We start from the raw sequence: 19655 nt of genomic DNA, 5'->3' as shown, positions 1-19655 counted from the left end.
GGCAACCATGGGTTACACTGGGGGCCCTTTTCTGTTGTTAGATGGAGTAAACCGGATGGCCGGAACCAGCCTGTTGGCCCTGCTCGATGATATTGCGGCCGTGCTCGATGATGTGGCCCTGATGACCAAGGTGGCAGCGAAGAAGACCGCCGGCGTGCTGGGGGACGATCTGGCCCTCAACGCCGAGCAGGTGAGCGGGGTGCGGGCCGAGCGCGAGCTGCCGGTGGTGTGGGCGGTGGCCAAGGGGTCGCTGCGCAACAAGCTCATCTTAGTGCCGGCGGCCCTGCTCATCAGCGCCCTGGTGCCCTGGCTTATTGCGCCGCTCTTGATGATGGGGGGCGCCTATCTCTGCTTTGAAGGGGCCGAGAAGCTGGTGCACAAGTGGCGGCCTCATGAGGAGGATGCGCACGGGCGTGAGGAGGCGATCCCGGACGATCTGGTGGCGTATGAAAAAGAGAAGATCAAGGGGGCGGTGCGCACCGACTTCATCCTCTCAGCCGAGATCATCGTCATCGCCCTTGGCACGGTGCAGGGCAGCGCCTTTGCGGTGCAGGTGAGCGTGGTGGCGGGGATCGCCCTCTTGATGACCGTCGGGGTTTACGGGCTGGTGGGGCTGATCGTCAAGCTGGACGACATCGGCCTGCACCTGGTCAACAAGGGGGAGCGTGGCCCCTTGGCCGGGGCCCGGCGGGCGCTGGGGCGCAGCCTGCTGCTGCTGGCGCCGCGGCTGATGCACCTGCTGGCCTTTGTCGGCACTCTGGCCATGTTCATGGTGGGGGGCGGCATCTTGCTGCACGGTGTGCCGGCGGCTCACCCTCTGCTGGAAGGGGCGAGCGCCGCCGTCGGTGCGCTGCCGCTGGTCGGCTCTTTGTCTGCGGCCCTGATGCCGAGCCTCATCGGTGGCCTGGCCGGCGTGCTGGCCGGTCTCATCCTGGTGGGGGTCATGACCCTGATTGGGCGCTTGCGCGGCGATGCGCCACAGGCCAGTTGATGGCGCCGCGCTGGCGGGCGTAGAGTGAATGCTCCTGCCAGGCGTCATCAGGGCATGACCATCAAGCGGCATAACCGTCGCGGTTTGGTGATCCAAAGCAAGAAAGTACCAATCTGGGGTGGCGAGGCGCGCCATCCCTGCGGTAGGGTCGATTGAAGCAAGCTTCGGAAGTAAGGAAACAAGCGATGATCATTTATCTGCACGGGTTTGATGCCACCAGCTCCGGCAATCACGAAAAGGTGCTGCAGCTGCAGTATATCGATGACGATGTGCGCTTCGTGCACTACAGCACGGTGCACCCCCGTCACGACATGAGTCATCTGCTCAAAGAGGTGAAAAAACAGCTCGACATGAGCGCGGATCCTAAGCCCCTCATCTGCGGGGTGGGGCTCGGCGCCTACTGGAGCGAGCGGATCGGTTTTCTGTGCGGTATTCGTCAGGTGCTGTTCAATCCCAACCTCCACCCGGAGGAGAACATGCAGGGGAAGATAGAGCGGCCCGAGGAGTACAACGACATTGCCACCAAGTGTGTAACCGAATTTCGTAAGAAAAATTCAGGAAACTGTCTGTGCATCCTTTCCGTTCAGGACGAAGTGCGAGATAATCGGGACACTGAGCGTGAACTGAAGAACTATTACGACATCGTGTGGGATGAGCGCGAGACGCACAAGTTTAAAAACCTGTCTCGGCACCTACAGCGGATGAAGGCATTCAAGGACGCCTGACGTTTATCACGTCGATCGATTTGTCTTTAGGGAGCCTCCTGGCTCCCTTTCGTTTTGAGAAACCAAGGAAATTAGATCCATGATGAATATTGTCGTTGTAGGTGGCGGCGCGGGTGGTCTGGAGCTGGCCACCAGTCTGGGGCGCAAGCTTGGTCGCAAGAACAAGGCCAAGATCACCCTGGTGGACCGCAACCGGACCCACCTGTGGAAACCTCTGCTGCACGAGGTGGCCACCGGCTCCATGGACGCGGGCATCGACGCCCTGAGCTACCAGTCCCACGCCAAGAACCACGGCTTTGACTTCCAGCTCGGCACCCTGACCGACATCCAGCGCGATGAGAAACGCATCGTGCTGGCCCCCATCGTCGACGACAAGGGCGACGTGGTGGTCAACCAGCGTGAGCTGCCTTACGACTATCTGGTGATGGCCATCGGGTCGGTTTCCAACGACTTCAACACGCCGGGCATCAAGGATCACTGCATCTTCCTCGACAGCCCCTCCCAGGCTCACCGCTTCCATAACCGGATGATGAACCGCTTCTTGCAGTTCGCCACCGAATACAAGCCGGGTGACACCGTCAAGATCGCCATCGTCGGCGGCGGCGCCACCGGGGTGGAGCTCTCGGCTGAGCTCTATAACGCCGTCGAGCAGCTCTATGCCTATGGCTTTAAAAATCTCACTACCGACAGCCTCAAGGTGACCCTGGTGGAAGCGGGCCCGCGCATTCTGCCGGCCCTGCCCGAGCGCATCAGCGGCGCCGCCCATCAGGAGCTGGTCAAGCTCGGTGTGGACGTGCGTACCGGCACCATGATCACCCAGGCGACCAGCGAGGGGCTGCACACCAAGGATGGCGAGCTGATTGAAGCGGACTTGATGGTGTGGGCTGCTGGTATCAAGGCGCCGGATTTCATGAAGGATCTGGCCGGGCTGGAGACCAACCGCATCAACCAGCTGGTGGTGCATGACACCCTGCAAACCACCCGTGACGAGAGTATCTTCGTCATCGGCGACTGCGCCGCCTGCCCGCAGCCGGACGGCAAGTTCGTGCCGCCGCGCGCCCAGTCCGCCCACCAGATGGCGACCCAGTGCTTCAAGAACATCCTGGCGAAGATCAACGGTGGTGAGATGAAGCCCTATCGCTACCACGATCACGGCTCCTTGGTGTCGCTCAGCCGCTTCTCCACCGTGGGCAGCCTGATGGGCAACCTGATGCGCGGCTCCATGATGGTCGAAGGCTACATCGCCCGTCTGGTCTACATCTCCCTATACCGGATGCACCAGATCGCCCTGCACGGCTACATCAAGACCGGCCTCATCATGCTGGTGGGCCGCATCAACCGGGTGCTGCGCCCGACGTTGAAGCTGCACTAAGCCGGCGGCCACCAAGCAAAAGGAGAGGGGAGACCCTCTCCTTTTTTGTTATTCCCCCTTAGACTGGGCTCATCCCCTCGCATGCAGGAGCACGTATGATCCTCTCAACCACTCCCACCCTGGAAGGCAAGACCATCCTCGAGTACCGCGGTATCGTGGTCGGCGAGGCGATCCTCGGTGCCAACATCTTCAAGGATATCTTCGCCGGGATCCGCGACATCATCGGCGGGCGCTCCGGCGCCTATGAAAAGGAGCTGGCCCGTGCCCGCGACATCGCCTTTGGCGAGCTCAAGGAGCGCGCCATGGCGCTGGGGGCCAATGCGGTGGTCGGCATCGACATCGACTACGAGGTGGTGGGGCAGCACGGCTCCATGTTGATGGTGAGCATCAGCGGCACCGCCGTACGGGTGTAAGCCTTTCATCCTGATGATGCAAAAGACCCGCCACTCGGCGGGTCTTTTTTATGCGGCGCGTCAGGCTATCTTGACGCGCACCCGGCCGCGCAGGCGCCCTGCCATGATGTCGCCGGCCGTCTCGATGACCTCGGCCAGAGTGATCTCCCTGGCTATGGTCTCCAGCAGCGGCCCGTCCACCTCGGCGGCCAGCCGCTCCCAGGCGCGTACCCGGGTGTCGCGTGGGCACATGACGCTGTCGACCCCGATGAGGTGCACCCCCCGCAGGATGAAGGGGGCGACCGAGGCCGGGAAGTCGAGACCCTGGGCCATGCCGCAGGCTGCCACCAGGCCGCCGTAGCGCATGGCGGCGCAGACATTGACCAGGGTGTGGCTGCCCACCGTATCGACGGCGGCAGCCCAGCGCTCGCGGGCGAGGGGCTTGCCGGGCTGACTGAGCTCGGTGCGGTCGATCACCTCGCGCGCCCCCAGCGCCTTGAGGTAGTCGCTCTCATCGAGCTTGCCGGTGGAGGCCACCACCTCGAACCCCTTGCGCGCCAGCAGGGCCACGGCAAAGCTGCCGACGCCGCCACTGGCACCGGTCACCAGCACCGGCCCCTGCTCGGGACGGGCACCGGCCTTCTCCAGCGCCATGACACAGAGCATGGCGGTGTAGCCGGCGGTACCGATGGCCATGGCGTCGCGGGCGGTCAGGCGCGAGGGGAGGGGAATGAGCCAGTCACCATCGAGGCGGCAGGTCTCCGCCAGCGCCCCCCAATGCTTCTCGCCGACCCCCCAGCCGTTGAGCAGCACCAGATCGTCGGGGCGATAGGCCGGATGGCTGCTCTCGATGACGCGGCCGGCCAGATCGATGCCCGGCACCATGGGGAAGCTGCGCACCACCGGCCCCTGGCCTGTGATGGCGAGGGCGTCTTTGTAGTTGAGGGTGGAGTAGTGCACCTGCACCGTGACGTTGCCGGACGGCAGGGAGGCCTCATCCACCTCGGTCAGGTGACTTTGATAGTGGCCTTCGGGCTTGTCGATAAGAATGCATTTCATCTGGGGTCTCCTGGCATGGCGCCGCCGGGCAGACCCGGCTGGCATGAGGACGTCATTAGAGCGCGCAAAAATAAGGGCGGTCAATGACCGCCCTCAATCAATCCGCCATCAGGATCAACGTTGATCGATGGGAACGAACTCGCGCTGCGCCTCGCCGATGTAGAGCTGGCGCGGACGGCCGATCTTGTTGTCCGGATCGGAGTGCATCTCGTTCCAGTGGGCAATCCAGCCGATGGTACGGGAGATGGCGAAGATCACGGTGAACATGCTCATCGGAATACCGATCGCCTTCATGATGATGCCGGAGTAGAAGTCGACGTTCGGGTAGAGCTTCTTCTCGACAAAGTAGGGATCGGAGAGGGCGATACGCTCGAGCTCCATGGCCACGTCGAGCAGTGGATCCTTGATCTGCAGCTCTTTGAGCACTTCGTGGCAGGTCTCACGCATCACCTGGGCACGCGGGTCATAGTTCTTGTAGACACGGTGACCAAAGCCCATCAGGCGGAACGAGTCGTTCTTGTCCTTGGCGCGGGCGATGTACTCAGGAATGCGCTCAACCGAGCCGATCTCTTCGAGCATGCGCAGGCACGCTTCGTTGGCACCGCCGTGCGCCGGGCCCCACAGGGAGGCGATCCCGGCAGCGATACAGGCGAACGGGTTGGCACCCGAGGAGCCGGCCAGACGCACGGTCGAGGTGGAGGCGTTTTGCTCGTGATCGGCGTGCAGGGTGAAGATGCGATCCATGGCGCGCTCGACCACGGGGTTGACCTTGTACTCCTCGCTCGGCACCGCAAACATCATATAAAGGAAGTTAGCGGCGTAGGAGAGGGAGTTGCGCGGATGCATGAAGGGCTGGCCGATGGAGTACTTGTAGCACATGGCGGCCAGGGTCGGCATCTTGGAGAGCAGGCGGAAGGCGCAGATCTCGCGGTGCTGCTCGTTGTTGATGTCGAGCGCGTCGTGATAGAAGGCGGAGAGCGCCCCGATCACACCACACATGATGGCCATGGGGTGGGAGTCGCGACGGAATCCACGGAAGAAGAAGGCGATCTGCTCGTGCACCATGGTGTGACGGGTCACGGTGCGCTGGAACTCGGCGAACTGGGCCTTGGAGGGCGCTTCGCCGTAGAGCAGGATGTAACACACTTCCAGATAGGTGGCCTGTTTGGCCAGGTTGGCGATCGGGAAACCGCGGTGCAGCAGCACCCCTTGATCGCCATCTATATAGGTAATGGCGGATTTACAGGATCCGGTCGCCATAAAGCCGGGGTCATAGGTGAAGTAACCGTGGGCGCCAAGTTTGCGCACATCGATCACGTCAGGACCTATGGAACCAGACAGGATCGGCAGTTCAACCGGATCCTGACCGGGTAGATGCAGGGTGGCTATCTTATCAGCCATAGCACGTCTCCTTTGCTCTTTATTTTAATTTGTTTCCAGTTGTCCACTCTATGCGAGTTGGGGAGCGCTGGCAAAGGCTCTATTCCCAATACCAAGGCGACCGGGCGGCTGGACGCCATATTTGAACCAGAAGCAGGGACTATTGTCAATTTTGCTGACTTGCGGTTAATGCATTGTGAAATCAGTTATGAGATCTGGGTGGTAGTTTTTGAAATACTGTGTAGATGTTTGATTGTCATCGGTTAACCCCATCGATATACTGCCGCTCGTGGGTGATGGACGTCGGTGTTTGAAACGCTTTCGGAAACGCTGGAAGACACCCCAGCTGCAGGATTAAGGCTTCCCTGTATCCATTGATAACAAAAGCCTCACAAACCCCGCCCAACGCCCATCAGCGATTGTGAAAACAATAACTAACGTGCTCAATGGAGCTGAGTGGGCAAAGCCGTGAAAAACAAACAGAGACCGGTCAACCTCGACCTACAGACGATCAGCTTTCCTGTTACTGCCATTGCATCCATCCTGCATCGTGTTTCCGGCGTCATTATGTTCGTGTCGCTGGCGATCCTGCTTTGGATGCTGGGTACTTCACTCTCCTCGCCGGATGGTTTTGAACTGGTGGTGTCCATTTTGGACAACCTCCTGGTCAAGCTGGTGGTGTGGGGGATCCTGACGGCGCTGGCCTACCACATTGTGGGTGGCATACGGCACCTTATTATGGATCTTGGCTACGGTGAAGAGCTGGAATCCGGCAAGCAGAGTGCCCGTGTGGCCTTTGTCATTACCGGGGTTCTGGCGGTATTGGCGGGAGTGCTGGTATGGTAACCAATTCTGCAACCTTCGGGCGCAGCGGAGTGCATGATTTCATCTTGCTCCGCGCCAGTGCGCTCATTATGACCTTCTATACCCTCTATCTGGTGGGCTTCATCGCCTGCAACGACATCACCTATGAGGTGTGGGGCGAGTTCTTTGCCTCGACCTTTACCCGGGTGTTCACCCTGCTGGCCCTGCTCAGTGTGCTGATCCACGCCTGGATCGGTCTGTGGCAGGTGCTGACTGACTACATCAAACCGGTCGGTCTGCGCGGTGCCCTGCAATTTGTGGTGGTGGTCGTACTGCTGGCCTATCTGATGACCGGCTTCGTCGTGTTGTGGGGGGTATGATGATTCCTGTTCGTGAGTTTGACGCGGTCGTGATCGGTGCCGGTGGCGCCGGCATGCGTGCCGCATTGCAGATTGCCCAGTCCGGTAAGAGCTGCGCCCTGCTTTCCAAAGTATTTCCAACCCGCTCCCACACCGTCTCTGCCCAAGGTGGCATCACGGTGGCCCTGGGCAATGCCCATGAGGACAACTGGGAGTGGCACATGTACGACACCGTCAAGGGCTCCGATTACATCGGAGATCAGGACGCCATCGAGTACATGTGCAAGACCGGCCCTGCTGCCATTCTCGAGCTAGAGAACATGGGTCTGCCCTTCTCCCGGTTCGACAATGGCCGCGTCTATCAGCGTCCGTTCGGTGGCCAGTCCAAGAACTTCGGCGGTGAGCAGGCGGCGCGTACCGCGGCCGCGGCCGACCGTACCGGCCACGCCCTGCTGCACACCCTGTATCAGCAGAACGTCAAGAACGAGACCACCGTCTTCTCCGAGTGGTACGCCCTGGATCTGGTGAAGAACCAGGACGGCCATGTGGTGGGCTGTACCGCCATCGACATGGAGAGCGGCGAGGTGGTCTATTTCAAGGCCAAGGCCACGGTGCTCGCCACCGGCGGCGCCGGTCGCATCTACCAGTCCACCACCAACGCCCACATCAACACCGGTGACGGGGTAGGCATGGCGCTGCGCGCCGGGGTCGGCGTGCAGGACATGGAGATGTGGCAGTTCCACCCGACCGGCATCGCCGGGGCGGGGGTCCTGGTGACCGAAGGGTGCCGCGGTGAAGGCGGTTACCTGCTCAATAAAGATGGCGAGCGCTTCATGGAGCGTTATGCGCCGAATGCCAAGGATCTGGCCGGTCGCGACGTGGTGGCCCGCTCCATCATGATCGAAATTCGCGAAGGGCGCGGCTGTGACGGCCCCTGGGGCCCGCACATCAAGCTCAAGCTCGATCACCTGGGCAAGGAGGTGCTCGAATCCCGCCTGCCGGGGATCTGCGAGCTGTCGCGCACCTTTGCCCACGTGGACCCGGTCAAAGAGCCGATCCCCATCATCCCGACCTGCCACTACATGATGGGCGGCGTGCCGACCAACGTGAACGGCCAGTGCCTGACCCAGGACAAGGACGGCAACGACGTGCCGGTGGTCGGCCTGTTTGCGGTGGGGGAGATCGCCTGCGTCTCGGTGCACGGCGCCAACCGCCTCGGTGGCAACTCGCTGCTGGATCTGGTGGTGTTCGGCCGGGCGGCCGGCATGCACTTGGTCAATACCTTGGGGCAGATGGAGCACGGTCGTGAGGCCTCCGAATCCGACCTCGACGCGGCACTGGCTCGCTTCAACCGCTGGGAGAACACCCGCAGCGGCGAAGATCCGGTGCAGATCCGCAAAGACCTGCAGCGCTGCATGCAGAACAACTTCTCCGTGTTCCGTGAAGGCAAGGCGATGGCCGAAGGGCTCGAGGAGCTCAAGACCATCCGCGAGCGTCTCAAGCACGCCCGTCTGGACGACACCTCGAAGGAGTTCAACACCCAGCGCATCGAGTGCCTGGAGCTGGACAACCTGATGGAGACGGCGTTTGCCACGGCGGTCGCGGCCAACTTCCGCACCGAGAGCCGCGGCGCTCACTGTCGCTTCGACTATCCGGATCGCGATGACGCGAACTGGTTGTGCCACAGCCTCTACCATCCGGATACCGAGTCCATGACCCGGCGCAGCGTCAACATGGCACCCAAGACCCGTGAGGCGTTCCCGCCCAAGGTTCGGACTTACTGATTGCGGAGCAGGTTCACATGAAAGTCACATTCTCGGTCTATCGCTACAACCCGGATATTGATAACGCACCGCACATGAAGGATTATCACCTTGATATTCCTGAAGGTTCCGACATGATGGTGCTCGACGCCCTGATCCAGCTCAAGGAGCTGGATCCCACCATCGCCTTCCGCCGCTCCTGCCGCGAAGGGGTGTGTGGCTCGGACGGTATCAACATGAATGGCAAGAACGGCCTGGCCTGTATCACGCCGCTCTCCGACCTGCTCAAGAAGGGCAACAAGGTGGTGATCCGGCCGCTGCCGGGTCTGCCGGTCATCCGGGATCTGGTCATCGACATGACCCAGTTCTACACCCAGTGGGAGAAGGTCAAACCCTTCCTCATCAATAACGATAAGCAACCGCCGGTGCGTGAGCACCTGCAATCCCCCGAGGAGCGCGCCAAGTTGGACGGCCTGTACGAGTGCATTCTCTGTGCCTGCTGCTCCACCTCCTGCCCCTCCTTCTGGTGGAACCCGGACAAGTTCATCGGTCCGGCCGGTCTGCTCGCCGCCTATCGCTGGCTGGCCGACAGCCGCGACAGTGCGGCCGATGAGCGCCTTGGCAATCTGGACGACGCCTTCAGCGTCTTCCGCTGCCACGGCATCATGAACTGTGTGAACGTCTGTCCCAAGGGCCTCAACCCGACCAAGGCGATCGGCCATATCAAGTCGATGCTCCTGAATCGGGCCGTGTAAGCCCAGGGCCACTGGCCCGACCTCTGGATAGCCATCCGACCGTGTAGGATGGCTATCTTCCAAACCCTACAAGCTGCTAGACAGAGAAGAAGTACAAAAGGGATCGAAATGCATAACGGCGTGATGAAGGCCTGGTTGGAGTCATCTCACCTGGCTGGTGCGAATGCAAGCTACATAGAGGATTTGTACGAATCCTATCTCGACAATCCCGACTCCGTTGCCGATGAATGGCGCACCCTGTTCGACGGGCTGCCCCAGGTCAATGGCCATGCGGTCGAACAACCCCACTCCCGCGTCAAGGATTACTTCCGTCGCCTCGCCAAGGACACCTCCCGCTTCAGTGCGCCGGTGTCGGATCCGGACGTCGACGCCAAGCAGGTGCGAGTCCTGCAACTCATCAACGCCTTCCGCTTCCGCGGCCACCAAAATGCCAATCTTGATCCGCTTGGCCTGTGGCAACGTGACGTCATTGCTGAGCTGGACCCGGCGTTCCACAACCTGCAGGGGGCCGATCTCGACGCCACCTTCAATGTGGGCTCCTACGCCATCGGCCGCGAGACCATGGTGTTGTCGGATCTCTACGCTTCGCTGAAAAAGACCTACTGCGGCTCCATCGGCGCCGATTACATGCACCTGACCTCCACCGAGGAGAAGCGCTGGCTGCAACAGCGCCTCGAATCCATCGAAGGGACGGGGAGCTACAGCAGCGAGGAGAAGACCCGCTTCCTCGACAGCCTGACCGCCGCCGAAGGGCTGGAGCGTTACCTGGGGGCCAAGTTCCCGGGGGCCAAGCGCTTCTCCCTGGAAGGGGGCGACGCCATGATCCCCATGCTCAAGGAGCTCATTCGCCGCGCCGGTGAGCAGGGCTGCAAGGAGGCCGTGATCGGCATGGCCCACCGCGGCCGTCTCAACGTGCTGATCAACGTGCTGGGCAAGCGCGCCCAGGATCTGTTCGACGAATTTGCCGGCAAGCACGGCGAATCCTGGGGCACCGGGGACGTGAAGTACCACATGGGCTTCTCGTCGGACTTCGCCACCCCGGGTGGCAACGTCCACCTGGCGCTGGCCTTCAACCCGTCCCACCTCGAGATAGTCAACCCTGTGGTGATCGGCTCGGTACGGGCCCGCATGGACCGGCGCGGCGATCTCGACGGCAGCTCCGTGCTCCCCATCACCATCCACGGTGACTCCGCCATCGCCGGCCAAGGGGTGGTGGCCGAGACCTTCAACATGTCGCAGACCCGCGCCTACGGCGTCGGCGGCACGGTGCGCATCGTCATCAACAACCAGGTCGGTTTTACCACCTCCAACCACCGCGACGTACGCTCCACCGAATATTGCACCGACATCGCCAAGGCGGTGCAGGCGCCGGTGCTGCACGTCAACGGTGACGATCCGGAGGCCGTGGTGCTGGTGACCCAGATTGCGCTGGATTACCGCAACACCTTCAAGCGCGACGTGGTGATCGAGCTGGTGTGCTACCGCCGCCACGGCCACAACGAGGCCGACGAGCCGAACGCCACCCAGCCCTTGATGTACCAGAAGATCAAGCAGCACCCGACCCCGCGCAAGATCTACGCCGATCAGCTGGTGGCCGAGGGCACCTTGTCCCAAGAGGCGGCGACCGCCCTGGTCAACGAGTACCGGGATGCCCTCGATCGCGGTGAGCGGGTGGTGAAAGAGTGGCGCCCGATGGAGCAGCACACCGTCAACTGGACCCCCTATCTCGGCCACAGCTGGGACATGAACTACGACGCCACCCTGCCCATTGAGACGCTGCGTGCGCTCGGTGAGAAGGTGACCCAGTACCCGGCCTCCCATGTGTTGCAGCGCCAGGTCGAGAAGATCTACGAAGATCGCCGCGCCATGACCGCCGGCGAGAAGCTGGTGGACTGGGGCTTTGCCGAGACCCTGGCTTACGCCACCTTGGTGGAGCGCGGCGAGCGGGTGCGGATCACCGGTCAAGACTCCGGCCGTGGCACCTTCTTCCACCGCCATGCGGTGCTGCACAACCAGAACGATGCCAGCACCTACACCCCGCTGTGTAACATCGGTGCAGGGCAGGGGCCGTTCGAGGTGTATGACTCGGTGCTTTCGGAAGAGGCGGTGCTGGCCTTTGAATATGGCTACGCCACCGCCGAGCCGGCCGGTCTGACCATCTGGGAAGCCCAGTTTGGTGATTTTGCCAACGGCGCCCAGGTGGTGATCGACCAGTTCCTCTCCTCCGGCGAGCAGAAGTGGGGCCGCATGTGTGGGCTGACCATGCTGCTGCCGCACGGTTATGAGGGGCAGGGCCCCGAGCACTCCTCCGCTCGCCTCGAGCGCTATCTGCAACTGTGCGCCGAGCACAACATGCAGGTGTGTGTCCCCTCCACCCCGGCCCAGGTGTTCCACATGCTGCGCCGTCAGGTGGTGCGCCCGATGCGCCGTCCGCTGGTGGTGATGTCGCCCAAATCCCTGCTGCGTCACCCGCAGGCGGTGAGCAAGCTCGACGAGCTGGCCGAAGGGCGCTTCTACAACGCCATCGGCGAGGTGGATACGCTCGATCCGAAGGGGGTCAAGCGCGTGGTGTTCTGCTCCGGCAAGGTCTACTACGACCTGCTTGAGGCCCGTCGCAAGGCCGAGCAGAAGGATGTCGCGCTGGTGCGTATCGAACAGCTCTACCCCTTCCCGGAGGCGGAAGTGCGCGCCATCTTGGCCGATTACAGCCACGTCACCGACTTTGTCTGGTGTCAGGAAGAGCCGAAGAACCAGGGCGCCTGGTACTGCACCCGTCACCACTACGACGACGTGCTGCCGGCCGGGGCCACCCTGCGCTACGCCGGTCGTCCGGCTTCCGCCTCACCGGCGGTCGGTTATATGTCTGTCCACATCAAGCAGCAGAAGGCGCTGGTGGAAGACGCCCTGACCCTTGCTTAATGCAGCCACAGGAAAGAAGTAAAAGGAACTCAATAACATGACTATCGAGATCAAGGTCCCTGACCTGCCGGAATCCGTGGCTGACGCCACCATCGCCACCTGGCACAAGCAACCGGGCGATGTGGTGGCCCGTGACGAAGTCCTGGTGGACATCGAAACCGATAAAGTGGTGCTGGAAGTCCCGGCGCCGGATGCCGGCATCCTGGCCGAAATCCTCGAAGGGGAGGGGTCGACCGTCCTGGCCCGCCAGCTGATCGCCAAGCTCAAGCCCGCCGCTGTGGCCGGTGAAGAGACCCGCGACAAGCCGGTCGAGACCCAGGTGGCCGATGAGGCCAGCGACTTGAGCCCCTCGGTGCGCCGTCTGGTGGCCGAGCACGGCATCGACGTGAGTAAGGTCGCCGGTACTGGCAAGGGGGGGCGCGTCACCAAGGAAGACGTGGAAGCCTTCATGAAGGGGGGCGACAAGCCGGCCGCCGCTGCGGCGCCGGTGGCGGCAGCCACCGCCTCGATCGCCCCGCTGGCCGGTCGCAGCGAGAAGCGGGTGCCGATGACCCGTCTGCGCAAGCGCATCGCCGAGCGTCTGCTGGAAGCCAAGAACACCACCGCCATGCTGACCACCTTCAACGAGGTGAACATGGGCCCCATCATGGCCCTGCGCAAGCAGTACGGCGAGATCTTCGAGAAAAAGCACGGCATCAAGCTCGGCTTCATGTCCTTCTACGTCAAGGCGGTGGTCGAGGCGCTCAAGCGCTACCCCGAGGTGAATGCCTCCCTCGACGGTGACGACATCGTCTATCACAACTACTTCGACGTGAGCATCGCCGTCTCCACCCCGCGCGGTCTGGTGACCCCGGTGCTGCGCGACGCCGACGTGCTGGGGCTGGCCGACATCGAGAAGGGGATCAAGGAGCTGGCCGGCAAGGGCCGCGATGGTAAGCTAACCGTCGAGGAGCTCAGCGGTGGCAACTTCACCATCACCAACGGTGGCGTGTTTGGCTCCCTGATGTCGACCCCCATCATCAACCCGCCCCAGAGCGCCATCCTCGGTATGCACAAGATCCAGGACAGGCCCATGGCGGTGAACGGCAAGGTGGAGATCCAGCCGATGATGTACCTGGCCCTCTCCTATGACCATCGTCTCATCGACGGTCGCGAGTCGGTCGGTTTCCTGGTGACCATCAAAGAGCTGCTCGAAGATCCGACCCGTCTGCTGCTGGACGTCTGATCGACACCGAATAGGGGGCCCCGGCCCCCTCTCACTGGGGATTGAGAAACAACATCCCCGGATGGAAATACATACAACACGGATAGAACCTCTATGAATCTGCACGAATACCAGGCAAAACAGCTGTTTGCCGAATACGGCCTGCCGGTCTCCGAAGGCTATGCCTGCTCTACCCCACAAGAAGCCGCCGAAGCGGCCGACAAGATTGGCGGCACCAAATGGGTCGTGAAATGCCAAGTCCACGCCGGTGGCCGTGGCAAGGCGGGCGGCGTCAAGCTGGCCAATAGCAAGGATGAGATCCGTGCCTTTGCCCAGAACTGGCTCGGCAAGAACCTGGTGACCTACCAGACCGACGCCAACGGCCAGCCGGTCTCCAAGATCCTGGTTGAATCCTGCACCGACATCGCCAAGGAGCTCTATCTGGGCGCCGTGGTTGACCGTGGCAGCCGCCGCGTGGTCTTCATGGCTTCCACCGAAGGTGGCGTGGAGATCGAGAAGGTGGCCCACGAGACCCCGCACCTCATCCACAAGGCGGCCCTGGATCCGCTGGTCGGCCCGCAGCCCTATCAGGCGCGTGAGCTGGCCTTCAAGCTGGGCCTCACTGGCGATCAGATCAAGCAGTTCACCAAGATCTTCATGGGCCTCGGCCAGATGTTCCTCGACTACGATCTGGCCCTGCTCGAGATCAACCCCTTGGTCATCACCGCCCAAGGCAACCTGCACTGCCTGGATGGCAAGATCAACATCGACTCCAACGCCATGTACCGTCAGCCCAAGCTGCGTGACATGCACGACCCCTCCCAGGACGATCCGCGCGAGGCGCATGCCGCCCAGTGGGAGCTGAACTATGTGGCGCTCGACGGCAACATCGGCTGCATGGTCAACGGTGCGGGCCTGGCCATGGGCACCATGGACATCGTCAACCTGCACGGCGGCAAGCCAGCCAACTTCCTTGACGTGGGTGGTGGCGCTACCAAGGAGCGCGTGACCGAGGCGTTCAAGATCATCCTCTCCGACGATAACGTGAAGGCGGTACTGGTTAACATCTTCGGCGGTATCGTGCGCTGTGACATGATCGCCGAAGGGATCATCGGCGCGGTGAAGGAAGTGGGCGTCAAGGTGCCTGTCGTGGTGCGCCTGGAGGGCAACAACGCCGATCTGGGTGCGAAGAAGCTGGCCGAGAGCGGCCTCAACATCATCGCGGCCACCAGTCTGACCGACGCCGCGCAGCAAGTGGTTAACGCAGCGGAGGCGAAGTAAATGAGCGTACTGATCAACAAGGATACCAAGGTGATCTGCCAGGGGTTCACCGGTGGCCAGGGCACCTTCCACTCCGAGCAGGCGCTGGCGTACGGCACCCAGCTGGTGGGCGGCGTCTCTCCGGGCAAGGGGGGCACCACCCATCTGGGCCTGCCGGTGTTCAACACGGTGCGTGACGCCGTGGCCGCCACCGGCGCCACCGCCTCCGTCATCTATGTACCGGCTCCTTTCTGCAAGGACGCCATCCTCGAAGCCATCGACGCCGGCATCCAGCTCATCGTCACCATCACCGAAGGGATCCCGACCCTGGATATGCTCGATGTGAAGGTGAAGCTGCAAGAGACCGGCGTGCGCATGATCGGCCCCAACTGCCCCGGTGTCATCACCCCGGGCGAGTGCAAGATCGGCATCATGCCGGGCCACATTCACCAGCCGGGCAAGGTGGGGATCGTGTCGCGCTCCGGCACCCTGACCTACGAGGCGGTCAAGCAGACCACCGACGAAGGGTTCGGCCAGTCCACCTGTGTCGGCATCGGTGGTGACCCGATCCCGGGCTCCAACTTCATCGACATCCTGGAGATGTTCCAAAACGATCCGCAGACCGAAGCCATCGTGATGATCGGCGAGATCGGCGGCAACGCCGAAGAGGACGCGGCGGCCTACATCAAGGCCCACGTCACCAAGCCGGTGGTCTCTTACATCGCGGGCGTCACCGCCCCTCCGGGCAAGCGCATGGGCCACGCCGGCGCCATCATCTCCGGTGGCAAGGGTACTGCCGCCGAGAAGTTTGCCGCCCTGGAAGACGCCGGTGTGAAAACCGTGCGCTCGCTGGCTGAGATCGGCAAGGCGCTGCGTGAGGTCACCGGCTGGTAATTCCGCCTGTTATTGCCGCTATAAAAATGCCGCCCTCGGGCGGCATTTTTTATGGTGAATGCGCGCTGGGGGTTAAAAGGAGAGACGCCGTGCCGAGGGGGCACAGGGCCCTTGCCTCAGCATCTTGGGAGGTCAGGCGCTGGTGCCTGTCGCCGGCCGGCGTGAGCCGGCATTTTTTTTGCTCGTTGTTGCATGGCGAGGGAAGGGGGCGGGCATCTGCTTGCGGCGCCACTGCGCGTGGGGGAGGGAGAGGGGGCGATTTTCATTTTGCGTGGCAAAATGCATTTTCTTGCACCTTGCGCGCTGTCATGGGGTCAGCAGAGGGGGCGAGGGGCACGGGAGCGGCGCCGTGCCAAGATGGCGCAGGGTTTGCTTACGTCTACTCGAGAGTCTATGAGGAAGCCCCTATGACCGTCAGAACGTCCGACCCCCACGCCCAGCCGTCGCGGGATGGTCTGATCCTGATGCTGGTGGCCATCGTGCTGGTGATGGTGGCTATTTTGGTGTGCGCCCGTCTGGTCGAGCTACCTTGGCTGTGGACGTCTTTGCTGCTGTTGCCGCCGCTGCTCGGCTTGTTGCTGATCGGTCAGTTGTGGCGCCAGCGCGGGCGTAGCCGCGACGAATAGGCGGGACGAATAGGCGGCAGGTTCAGTCATGAAAAAGGCGGGGATGTTCCCCGCCTTTTCTCGTTTCTGGTGCTGACTCGGCTTATTCGCAGGCGACCTGCATTACCTTGATGGCGAGGCCGCCACGGGAGGTTTCCCGGTACTTGGAGTCCATGTCCTTGCCGGTGATGTACATGGTCTCGATCACCTTGTCGAGCGACACCCGCGGCTTGGAGGTGCGGCGCAGCGCCATGCGCGAGGCGTTGACCGCTTTCATGGAGGCGATGGCGTTACGCTCGATGCAGGGCACCTGCACCTGGCCGGCGACCGGGTCGCAGGTCAGACCGAGGTTGTGCTCCATGGCGATCTCGGCTGCCTCGCAGACATGCTCGGGACTGCCGCCCATCAGCTCGGTCAGGCCGGCGGCGGCCATCGAGCAGGAGACGCCCACCTCACCCTGGCAGCCCACTTCGGCGCCGGAGATGGAGGCGTTGGTCTTGTAGAGGATGCCGATGGCGCCGGCTGCCAGGTAGAAACGGGTGTACTCGTCGCGCCCCACCGGCTGGATGAATTTGTCGTAGTACGCCAGCACGGCCGGGATGATGCCGGCGGCGCCGTTGGTCGGGGCGGTTACCACGCGGCCACCGGCGGCGTTCTCCTCGCTCACCGCCAGCGCAAACATGTTGACCCAGTCGACGATGTTCATCGGATCGCTCGACAGGCTCTCGTTGGTGGTGAGCTGGCGGAACAGGGGGGCGGCGCGGCGCGGGACGCGCAGCGGGCCGGAGAGCACCCCTTCGGTGCGGCAGCCGCGCTCAATGCCTTCGCGCATGGTGTTCCAGATCTTGCCGAACTTCTTGTAGATCTCTTCCGGCGTGTTGAAGCACTTCTCGTTTTCCATCATCAGGGCAGAGATGGAGAGGCCAGTCTGGCTGCTGTGGGCCACCAGCTCGGCCGCGCTCTTGAACGGATAGGTCACCGGCATGTCGCCGCTGTCGGCCTTGCCGAAATTCTCCTCATCCACGATGAAACCGCCACCGATGGAGTAGTAGGTCTTGCTGTAGGCAATCTCATCTTCGATGAAGGCGGTCAGCTTCATGCCGTTTTCGTGCAGCGGCAGCGCCTCGTCGTGGAACACCATGGCTTCGCGCGGGAAGCTAACGGTGTGGCAGTGCAGGCCGATCGGCAGGCGCCCGGTCTGCTCGACACGAGAGATAAATTCCGGGATGGCGTCGATGTCGACGTTCTCCGGCAGGTTGCCGGCCAGACCCATGATGATGGCGGTGTCGGTGTGGTGGCCCTTGCCGGTCCAGGAGAGGGAGCCGTAGACATCCACCTGTACCCGGGTGATGTCACGGATCTTGCCGCTGGCACGCAGATCATCCACAAATTGCTTGGCGGCCTTCATGGGGCCCACAGTGTGGGAGGAGGAGGGGCCAACACCGATTTTGAAGATGTCAAAAACGCTGATCATGAATGAATTACCTCAGGGATAGAGTGGCGTGCCACTGACCGTTCTTGTTGACGTGCGACTCGGGAAGAGGACCGGCACGCAATGTGAACCACATGCTGCAAGTCTATCTACTCCGCACTTAAAAAAAGTTGAATTAGATCTATTTTTGTTGAAATTCGGCGCGGAGTATAAAAGTAATTTTGAGCCGAAGCCATTTTGTTAAACGATTTACATAAAAAAACCGGCCAGAGGCCGGTTCGAATCCGCAATGTTGTTAACACTCTGTGATGTTAACCGCCAGCCCACCCCGGGCCGTCTCCTTGTACTTGGTCTTCATGTCGTTGCCGGTCTCCCACATGGTCTTGATCACCTTGTCGAGCGACACCTTGTGTTCACCGGTGCCACGCAGGGCCAGCTTGGCGGCGTTGATCGCCTTGACCGCTCCCATGGCGTTGCGCTCGATGCAGGGCACCTGTACCTGCCCCCCCACCGGATCGCAGGTGAGTCCCAGATTGTGCTCCATGCCGATCTCGGCGGCGTTCTCCACGTTCTCCGGGCTGCCGCCGAGCAGGGCGGTCAGGGCGCCGGCGGCCATCGAGCAGGCCACCCCCACCTCACCCTGACAGCCCACCTCGGCCCCGGAGAGCGAGGCGTTCTTCTTATAGAGGATGCCGATGGCGGCGGCGGTGAGGAAGTAGCGCACCAAGGCATCGTCATCGACCTGGTGCACGAAGCGGTCATAGTAGTGCAGCACGGCCGGGATGATGCCCGACGCCCCGTTGGTCGGCGCGGTCACCACCCGCCCACCGGCGGCGTTCTCCTCGTTGACGGCCAGCGCAAACAGATCGACCCACTCCATCACCATCAGGGGATCTTTGTTAAAGCCGGTCTCGCTGGTGAGCTGGCGATAGAGCGCCGGGGCGCGGCGCTTCACCTTGAGCCCCCCCGGCAGCACGCCTTCGCTCTGGCAGCCACGCACCACGCAAGCTTGCATCACCTCCCAGATCCGGCGCAGCCCCGCCTTGATCTGGGCGTCGGTACGAAAGACCCGTTCGTTGGCGAGCATGACGCCGGCCACCGACAGCCCCGTCTCATGGCAGTGACCGAGCAGATCGGCACCCGAGTCAAACGGGTAGGGGATGGGATGGGCCAGATCGAAGGCCTGCGCCTCGTCTCGGGCGTTGATGAAACGGCTCTCCTCGATGATGAAGCCGCCGCCGATGGAGTAGTAGGTCTGCTCGCACAGCAGGGTTGAGCCGGCAAAGGCGCGCAGGGTCATGCCGTTGGCATGCAGCGGCAGGCTCTTTCTGCGGTTGAAGATAATCGCCCCCTGGCGCGGGAAGGCGCTGGGCTGCTCGCCGCCGAGGACGAGCTGCTCGCGGCGCTCCACCTCGGCCAGGAAGGCGGGGATCGCCTCGATGTCGACCGTGTCGGGCTCAAAGCCGGCCAGCCCCAGTATGATGGCTTTACCGGTGCCGTGCCCCTTGCCGGTCTGGCCGAGCGAGCCGTAGCACTCGGTCTCGACCCGATCGGTGCGCGTCAGCGCCCCTTGGGCTCTGAGCTGTGAGACGAAAGCGTGAGCGGCGCGCATCGGGCCGACCGTGTGGGAGGAGGAGGGGCCGATACCGATGGAGAAGAGATCGAACACGCTGATCATGGGGCAGAGCTCCACTATAGGATTTGTATAAATATTGTAATTTTTTTGAGGTGAAAGGAATAG

General features: G+C 62.2%; 17 protein-coding genes. 13 read left to right on the top strand and 4 right to left on the bottom strand.

Features of this window, described 5'->3' with window-relative positions; all coding sequences use genetic code 11:
- The first annotated feature begins 55 nt into the window (after positions 1 to 55).
- The 4 genes from BN1134_RS14930 (at position 56) to BN1134_RS14915 (ending at position 3501) form a co-directional block, all read left to right on the top strand.
- Positions 56 to 991, top strand: coding sequence for a DUF808 domain-containing protein (locus BN1134_RS14930; protein WP_042048187.1), 936 nt, complete (start codon positions 56 to 58; stop codon positions 989 to 991).
- A gap of 185 nt (positions 992 to 1176) precedes the next feature.
- Positions 1177 to 1716: an alpha/beta hydrolase YcfP gene (gene ycfP / locus BN1134_RS14925; RefSeq protein ID WP_042048186.1), complete on the top strand. Its 540-nt coding sequence runs from the start codon at positions 1177 to 1179 to the stop codon at positions 1714 to 1716.
- A gap of 79 nt (positions 1717 to 1795) precedes the next feature.
- Positions 1796 to 3088 (top strand): NAD(P)/FAD-dependent oxidoreductase, encoded by a 1293-nt coding sequence (locus BN1134_RS14920; protein WP_042048185.1) that lies wholly within the window; start codon positions 1796 to 1798, stop codon positions 3086 to 3088.
- A 95-nt stretch (positions 3089 to 3183) separates the two neighbouring features.
- A complete protein-coding gene (locus BN1134_RS14915) occupies positions 3184 to 3501 on the top strand; it encodes a heavy metal-binding domain-containing protein (protein WP_042048183.1) in 318 nt (105 codons plus the stop codon).
- Positions 3502 to 3561: 60 nt separating this feature from the next.
- Here the strand turns inward: BN1134_RS14915 and acuI are convergent, their stop codons facing one another.
- Together acuI and BN1134_RS14905 are read right to left on the bottom strand one after the other, a co-directional pair.
- Complete coding sequence (gene acuI / locus BN1134_RS14910; RefSeq protein ID WP_042048182.1) at positions 3562 to 4539, bottom strand: acrylyl-CoA reductase (NADPH); 978 nt, start codon at positions 4537 to 4539, stop codon at positions 3562 to 3564.
- A 114-nt stretch (positions 4540 to 4653) separates the two neighbouring features.
- The gene (locus BN1134_RS14905; RefSeq protein WP_042048181.1) at positions 4654 to 5940 is read right to left on the bottom strand and encodes a citrate synthase; all 1287 of its coding nucleotides are present in this window, start codon (positions 5938 to 5940) and stop codon (positions 4654 to 4656) included.
- 435 nt (positions 5941 to 6375) lie between these two features.
- Here BN1134_RS14905 and sdhC point away from each other — a divergent pair, with 435 nt between their 5' ends.
- The 9 genes from sdhC (at position 6376) to BN1134_RS14860 (ending at position 16503) form a co-directional block, all read left to right on the top strand.
- Entirely contained in the window at positions 6376 to 6765 is a 390-nt protein-coding gene (sdhC, locus tag BN1134_RS14900; RefSeq protein WP_042048180.1) for a succinate dehydrogenase cytochrome b556 subunit, read from the top strand.
- A complete protein-coding gene (sdhD, locus tag BN1134_RS14895) occupies positions 6759 to 7103 on the top strand; it encodes a succinate dehydrogenase, hydrophobic membrane anchor protein (RefSeq protein WP_042048179.1) in 345 nt (114 codons plus the stop codon). Before sdhC ends, sdhD begins: the two co-directional genes overlap by 7 nt.
- Complete coding sequence (gene sdhA, locus BN1134_RS14890; protein WP_042048178.1) at positions 7100 to 8866, top strand: succinate dehydrogenase flavoprotein subunit; 1767 nt, start codon at positions 7100 to 7102, stop codon at positions 8864 to 8866. The genes sdhD and sdhA overlap by 4 nt, the downstream gene beginning before the upstream one ends.
- 17 nt (positions 8867 to 8883) lie before the next feature.
- Positions 8884 to 9600 carry a succinate dehydrogenase iron-sulfur subunit gene (locus BN1134_RS14885; protein ID WP_042048177.1) on the top strand — a complete coding sequence of 239 codons (717 nt, stop codon included), beginning with the start codon at positions 8884 to 8886 and terminating at the stop codon, positions 9598 to 9600.
- Between the two features lie 108 nt (positions 9601 to 9708).
- Complete coding sequence (gene sucA / locus BN1134_RS14880) at positions 9709 to 12519, top strand: 2-oxoglutarate dehydrogenase E1 component (protein WP_042048176.1); 2811 nt, start codon at positions 9709 to 9711, stop codon at positions 12517 to 12519.
- A 37-nt stretch (positions 12520 to 12556) separates the two neighbouring features.
- Positions 12557 to 13744, top strand: a complete 1188-nt coding sequence (gene odhB, locus BN1134_RS14875) for a 2-oxoglutarate dehydrogenase complex dihydrolipoyllysine-residue succinyltransferase (RefSeq protein WP_042048175.1) — start codon at positions 12557 to 12559, stop codon at positions 13742 to 13744.
- A 93-nt stretch (positions 13745 to 13837) separates the two neighbouring features.
- Entirely contained in the window at positions 13838 to 15004 is a 1167-nt protein-coding gene (gene sucC, locus BN1134_RS14870) for an ADP-forming succinate--CoA ligase subunit beta (RefSeq protein ID WP_042048174.1), read from the top strand.
- On the top strand, positions 15005 to 15877 hold the full coding sequence (gene sucD / locus BN1134_RS14865) for a succinate--CoA ligase subunit alpha (RefSeq protein WP_042048173.1): 873 nt from the start codon (positions 15005 to 15007) through the stop codon (positions 15875 to 15877).
- 407 nt (positions 15878 to 16284) lie between these two features.
- Positions 16285 to 16503, top strand: a complete 219-nt coding sequence (locus BN1134_RS14860) for a hypothetical protein (RefSeq protein ID WP_042048172.1) — start codon at positions 16285 to 16287, stop codon at positions 16501 to 16503.
- An 82-nt stretch (positions 16504 to 16585) separates the two neighbouring features.
- Here BN1134_RS14860 and BN1134_RS14855 read toward each other — a convergent pair whose 3' ends face one another.
- Together BN1134_RS14855 and BN1134_RS14850 are read right to left on the bottom strand one after the other, a co-directional pair.
- Positions 16586 to 17956, bottom strand: coding sequence for an L-serine ammonia-lyase (locus BN1134_RS14855; protein WP_042048170.1), 1371 nt, complete (start codon positions 17954 to 17956; stop codon positions 16586 to 16588).
- 253 nt (positions 17957 to 18209) lie between these two features.
- Positions 18210 to 19592 (bottom strand): L-serine ammonia-lyase, encoded by a 1383-nt coding sequence (locus BN1134_RS14850; RefSeq protein ID WP_042048169.1) that lies wholly within the window; start codon positions 19590 to 19592, stop codon positions 18210 to 18212.
- Between the last annotated feature and the right edge of the window lie 63 nt (positions 19593 to 19655).

This window comes from Aeromonas simiae, from assembly GCF_000820125.1.
Taxonomy (GTDB): Bacteria; Pseudomonadota; Gammaproteobacteria; order Enterobacterales; family Aeromonadaceae; genus Aeromonas; species Aeromonas simiae.
The sequence above is the reverse complement of the archived record's forward strand: the minus strand, read 5'-3'. Positions and strand labels throughout refer to the sequence as shown.